This window comes from Jatrophihabitans lederbergiae (assembly GCF_031845305.1).
GTDB lineage: Bacteria > Actinomycetota > Actinomycetes > Mycobacteriales > Jatrophihabitantaceae > Jatrophihabitans_A > Jatrophihabitans_A lederbergiae.
Map to the genome: position 1 here is coordinate 1 of NZ_JAVREH010000110.1, position 4,153 is coordinate 4,153.

The window sequence follows — 4,153 nt, forward strand, 5'->3', positions numbered from 1 at the left end:
CGCCGCCGGCACTCCGCCTGCGGCTACCGCAGCCCGATCACCTACGAGAACACCACCACCGCGGCTACGCTACGACCGGCCGCATAACAATCAAATCGCGTGTCCACTTTTCGGGGCGAAGGCCCGGCCGTCCGGGCGGCAAGGTCTCTGAAGCTCGTCCGACTGAAGAAGACAGGTAACAATGTCATTGAGTGAAACCCACGAACCTCGGGTATCGGTCTTGATGCCGACCTATCGCCAGGCTTGGTCGATCAAGCGGTCGATCGCCAGCCTGCGCGTACAATCCTTCACCGACTGGGAACTGATCGTCGTTGACGACGGGTCGCCGGATGACACGGGCCAGCAGATTCGCGAGATCGGCGACGATCGGATCCGATACCACCGGTTGGAGAAGAATCACGGCCTCGGGCATGCCTTGAACACGGCCACTGCCATGGCACGAGGCGACTACGTTGCCTACCTACCGTCAGATGATGTTTTCTTCCCCGATCATCTGCACTTGCTGGTGACCCTCCTGGACTCTGATGAGGCCGTCTATCTTGCCTACGGTGGCGTGCAGAGCCACCACATCTGGCACGGTTGGCGCGGATCGACCTTGCACGGTGACGATGCAGTCGGGCATGAAGCCGAGATTCTGGGGGGTGTGCCCTCCGATGCCCCTAACAGCGGGATCGAGCTGCCGAGCGGGAATTTGCTTGCGCTCGTGCAGGTTATGCATCGCCGCCTGACCGATCAGGCGGAGCTCCGATGGCCGGTTCGCACGGAGGCCGTATCTGATTCGATCGAAATGGACAGATGGCGAGCCATCGCCGCTGCGGGTCTGCGATTCGCATGCACCGATTCAGTGACGTGTGAATGGACAGATCACTACGATCAGCGGCACAAGATCATAGCCGAAGTCATGGACGGCTCCCAGTCAGGCCCGAGTTCGTATTGGATCTCCGGCCGCGGCCTTGTGCCTGAGTGGATTTCCGGCAGGGGCCTTGCAGCCTATCGAACGTATTACCAGGTCGGGCCCGAACCGTTGAACTGGAGGCCTAGTATCGGGCGGCAGCTCGACGAGCGCGAAAGATATCAGCCAGAGTCCCAGGTACGGCCCGAAAGCAGTGGAACCCGTATCCTGATCGTTGGTGAGCTCGGGTTCAATCCAGATAGGCTGAGAGCCTTCACTTCGGCCGGACATGAATTGTACGGGCTCTGGACTACCGCATTGGAGCCCTGGGACTCGATCGGCGCCCCGCCGATCGCCGATATCCAGGTAATCCCCAATGACGCTCATTGGAAGGATCGGGTTCGTGAAGTCGCCCCCGACGTCATCTACGCCCTACTCAACGTCCAGGCGATTCCCCTCATACACGAGGTCGCCACCGCGGGCCTGGGGATTCCCATGTTCTTCCAGTTCAAAGAATCTCCATTCCACTGTATCCAGATCGGACTGTGGGACAAACTTCGCGAGATCTTCGCGTCCTGCGCCGGTCACATCTTCATCAGCGACGAAAATCGAGAGTGGTTCGCCGCGTACTGTCCGGATGTTGTCGGCAATGTGCCGTCCTTGATCCTCGACGGCGATCTGCCTTTGGGCAAATGGATGAACAACGAGTGGAGCGAACTGCTGTCGGACACGGATTCTGAAATCCACACCGCTTGCGCCGGCCGACCGGTCGGACTGGACGATCTTTCTTTCTTCGAGAGAAACAAGGTGCATCTTCACATCTATGGCTCCTACCTTCACCGAAGATACCCTTCGCTTGCGGTTGGCCACAGCTACATCCATATGCACGAGACGGTCGACCCTAAGGACTGGGTGCGCGAACTGTCGCAGTACGACGCCGCCTGGTTGCACGGGTTCCAGAGTTCTAATGGCGGCGAGATTCGAGCGTCCACCTGGTCGGAGCTCAATATCCCAGCCAGGCTCGGCACCTATGCGGCGGCGGGACTGCCCTGGATCATTCGGTCGCCGGTCGGGTCGCGCACCTCGGTGGGCTCACTTGCTCAGAGGCATGGGTGCGGGGTCACGTTCGATGACTATGACGAGTTAGCGAGAATTCTGCACGATCGAGATGCCATCGCGTCGGCTCGAGGAAGCATGCGGGCCGAGCGACTAGCCTTCTCATTTGATTACCATGTTGGTTCACTGATCAAGTTCTTCAAGACGGGAAGTGTTGCTTGAGATAATGCTTCTTCTGACCGCGGCGACGGGCAAGCCCACCCGTTTCTCTCGGTACAATTCGATCAATAGGGCTTGCTGCGAAGTCGAGGAATGGTGTTCGTTTCCAAGGTTCACCCCGCATTACGGTTGTCCCTGCTCATAGATTCGCTCGGGGCCGGAATTTTCGGGCCAATGATTCTGCTCTACTTCCATCTGGTCGCTGGGTACCCCCTCGCCGAGGTTGGCGGTCTGGCTAGCGCCGCAGCCACGCTCGGTCTGGTTGTTCCGTTGTTCGCCGGCCGGCTGGCCGACCGGTTCGAGCCCCGGATCATGGTGGTGGCAGGCCAACTGATTCAGGCGCTGGGCTATGCCGGCTTTTTGGTTGCGCGTGAACCGTGGGCCATCTTCATCGCCTTTGTGGTCACTGCGGCAGGCCTGAGGGTCTTCTGGTCCACCTTCTTCACGATGCTCGCCGCGCTACCTGTTCCTGAAGAGGGAGGTAGGGAGCGGCTGTTCGCGGTGACCGGCATAGTCCAGGCGACGGGATTCGGCACCGGAGCCTTAATCGGTGGCGTGCTGGTAGCCAACGCATCCGTCGGCATCTTCAAGATCGCCGTGATCTGCAACGTGGTTTCGTTCCTGCTCGGCGCAGCGCTGTTGTTGAGACTTCCAATTGGTGCGAAAACGAGGCACGCCGATGCCGACGTCGCACCATCTGGTTTGCGGCTACTACTACATAATCGTGCATTTCTGTGGTTAATTGTCGTGGACGCTGGTTTTGCGATCTGCAGCGACGCGCTCGTGGTCGGCCTCCCGATCTCGGTGAAGGAGGGAGGCATCGGGTACGTCGGAGTGCTGGGCCCCTTGCTCGCGCTGAACACCTTCCTCATCGCCACGACGCAACTGTTCGTCGCCAAGATGATCGGCAGGACCTCGCGGATACGTGCCCTCGTGCTCGCTGGACTGCTGTGGGTGGCCTGGGCGATCCTGATGTCGGTACTGCCAGTGTTCTCACTTGCCATTTCATCTCTCGTTCTCATTCTGCTGGTGTTGCTGTACTGCGTGGCCGAGATGATTCACGCGCCGGTCGCCAACGCGTTGGCCGCGGAGGCGGCGCCCGCAGAGCACCGGGGCGTGTACTTGGCGGCCTTCCAGTACGGGTTCGCGATCGCCAACATCGTGGTTCCGGCAGCATTCACTGCCCTATTCGAAGTGGGACATGCGGTTCCGTGGATCGCTCTCGCCGTGCTGGCTGCCGCGGCAACCGCCGGGGCAGGCGTGGTGGGCAAGTTCTTGCCGGCTGAGGCGGTGCGCCCGGGCGTAGTAGCCCACTAGTAGGCGGCGTGACAGCGGGATCAGCAGCTGGAGCCGACCGGTGGGTTAGGCCGCCTAGTGCCCAGTCGTAGACGCGGTCGCCTCTCGCGCCAAGGCCGCAGGAGAGCGGCTGCCATGCCTGCACTGCCAGGGCTGCTGGGCCGATAGGCGCGGGTGCCGGCCGCGGTGGAAGAGTGGCGGTGCTGACGCCCGTGGCCAACCTTTCCGCTGGCCTCGACCCAGACAACCTCCACCGGTCGGTGTCAATCACGACTCCTTGGAATCTGCGAAGCGGCCCAGGCCTGGTGCCGTTCGATCAGCGTCAGGTAGTGACTCGGCGGATCGCCGACCACGTTCGTCCCCTCCGGGACCGCCCAGCCGCTGCTTCGCCGAGAGGTTCGACGGCACAGCTGTCCTCGGTCGTTCCAGTCAACTGCAGTCAGTTGCGATCCACGACCACGACCAGCTTATCCAGATCGTGATACTGTGTCGCGATAGTCAGATGTAGTCTAGAAGGAGGACGAGATGGCGCGAACCTCCCTGGAAGCGAGTCGCGCACGCCCCTAGCCCCAATACCGTTCAGTTAGCTTCGTGCGATCTGGTAGGTGGGAGGGTGCTGCGGTCGGGGCCACGCTGCATGGTGGGTGCGCTTGACGTGCCACTTGGGCATCTTGCGTTTGATGACGCGGG

Annotated in this window: 2 protein-coding genes; both read left to right on the forward strand. The window is 61.1% G+C overall.

Going from position 1 to position 4,153, the window contains the following annotated elements:
• The first annotated feature begins 181 nt into the window (after positions 1-181).
• On the forward strand, positions 182-2,170 hold the full coding sequence (locus tag RM423_RS24085; RefSeq protein WP_311425579.1) for a glycosyltransferase: 1,989 nt from the start codon (positions 182-184) through the stop codon (positions 2,168-2,170).
• A gap of 90 nt (positions 2,171-2,260) precedes the next feature.
• Positions 2,261-3,484, forward strand: a complete 1,224-nt coding sequence (locus tag RM423_RS24090) for an MFS transporter (RefSeq protein ID WP_311425580.1) — start codon at positions 2,261-2,263, stop codon at positions 3,482-3,484.
• Positions 3,485-4,153 lie beyond the last annotated feature (669 nt).

What these genes read in the sequence shown, in the direction of transcription:
- RM423_RS24085 (WP_311425579.1), top strand. Translation starts at nt 182, where the DNA reads ATGTCATTGAGTGAAACCCACGAACCTCGGGTATCGGTCTTGATGCCG.
- RM423_RS24090 (WP_311425580.1), top strand. Translation starts at nt 2,261, where the DNA reads ATGGTGTTCGTTTCCAAGGTTCACCCCGCATTACGGTTGTCCCTGCTC.